Origin of the sequence: uncultured Thiodictyon sp. (assembly GCF_903828115.1) — a bacterium.
In the GTDB taxonomy this organism is placed as follows: Bacteria; Pseudomonadota; Gammaproteobacteria; order Chromatiales; family Chromatiaceae; genus Thiodictyon.
Genome location: NZ_CAIKKU010000888.1, coordinates 1 through 1,830 on the forward strand (window position 1 = coordinate 1; position 1,830 = coordinate 1,830).

Annotated in this window: 1 pseudogene; it reads right to left on the minus strand. The window is 69.6% G+C overall.

Features of this window, described 5'->3' with window-relative positions:
• Positions 1-44 precede the first annotated feature (44 nt).
• Positions 45-1,830 (minus strand): annotated as a pseudogene (locus tag QZY48_RS33675) (hypothetical protein); the annotation flags it as partial.

Consider the following 1,830-nt stretch of genomic DNA (forward strand, 5'->3'; position numbering starts at 1 on the left):
CGCGTCGCGGCTGAAGCCGCTCCCACCGGCGCGCCCGCCCCGGCTCAGTTGCCGAGATACTCCCAGGTCAGTGAGCGCACCTTGGCGGTCAGGGTGAGGGGATAGCCGTTGGCATAGGCCGGGTCGGCGGGATCGATCACCTTACCGGTCTGCTTATCGGTCAGACGCGAGCGCGCCAGGATGGCGGGGTCGCCCGTCCAGTGCAGCACCACCTGCGAACCCACCGGAGCGGTGCGCAACTCCAGGTTCCAGGTGCCCGGCCAGCCGTCGGCGGGGCGGAAGTCGGTGCCATAGTCGCCCTTGCGCGCCCCCCAGGCGGGTTGCGGATAGACCAGGGTCAGATAGGGCGTGGCGAAGGGCGCCATGGCGCTGAGGTCCGCCGGGTCATAGCCCGGTTCGGCACCCGGCCATTGACCGAGTCTGGCCTGGGCCTTCCAGCCGGTCTTGGGGGCATCGACCTTGAGCTGGACCACCCAGGCACCCGCCGGCAGGTCGGCGGCGGCGGCGCTCGGGATCAGCGCATCCAGCCAGGCCAGATACCAGGGCCGCGCCGACGCGGCGGCCAGCGGTGCCGCGAACCCCGTCGGCAGCGCGCTCAGTGGCAGCGTGGAGAGCTCGGCAGGGATCAGCAGATCGATGGTCTGGTCCGTTGCCCCTGGCAGCACCTTGACCCAGAACGCCTTGAAATATTGCAGGTTGCCCGGGCTGGACAAGGCGTCGCTCCAGCAATCGAAGGTGTTGCCATTCCAGATCCAGATCTGATTGGACAGGACGTTGGCAGAGTCCGCCTCACTAGGGGTATAGATGGTGCTGCCATTGACCCGCACCCGCACCTTGGACCAGTCCACATCATAGGGGAAGGGATTGCCGATCAACTTGTAGCCGGTCGGATCGGTGCCGGCACGCACCGGCACCACCACGCAGCCGTTGGCCGACTGGCAGCCGGTGAGGCCGGTGGTCACCGGGGTGGGGCTGCCCGTGACGGCGAGCTTGCCCCCGGCCGGCGCTGCCAGGGTCTTGATCCAGTAGCCGGCGCCGGACCTGAGCGCACTCAGTTTGGTCAGCACCCGATAGGCGCTCACGGTGAGCGGAAGGTCATACATCAGCCAACTGCTGGAACCGTAATTGGCGCCGACCAGGTTGGCCGTGGGGCCGTTGCCCAGTACGTTGGCGACGTCGGCCGGGCCGGCAAGAGGCTGGCAGGGCAGGGCCAGCATCTGCCATTGGCTGGTGGGGAGGGCGATGCCTGGACCGCAGGGGGCGGCGGCATCGGTGATCCCCGCGGTGCTGTTCGCCCCGCCGCTGGCCTCGGTCCAGAACAGGTCGGGCTGGGCCGTGGTCGCCGACCCGCCGCTAAAGGTCACGCCGGATGAATTGGCCTCGTCGATGCTCCCGGAACAGCCGCCGTCCTGGGTGCTACAGATGAAGATGGCGCCGCCCAGGCCCTGAGCTGCAGTGACAGCGGATGTGCCCGGGAAGGCACTGCTGCCGGCGAAGCTTACGTTCTTCAGGACCAGGCTGCCGCGTTTGACGAAGATGGCGCCACCGAGGCCAGCACCGCCACCGCCCCGGAGGCCGAAGCCATCGCCACCGCCGAAGCCGCCGTTGGTGATAAGGCCAAAGACTGTCCCCGCCTCATAGTCCTCTGAAATGCCACCGCCACCGCCACCGCCGAAGCCGCCAGCGGCGCCGCCGGTGCCGTACCTGTTGAGCCCCTCGACAAGGACGGAGCCGAAGCCGCCGCCGCCGCCGAAGCCGCCGAAGCCGCCGGAGTAGCCGCCGTAGCCGCCGCCACCGCCGCCGCCGCCGAAGCCGCCGCCGGCGCCGCCG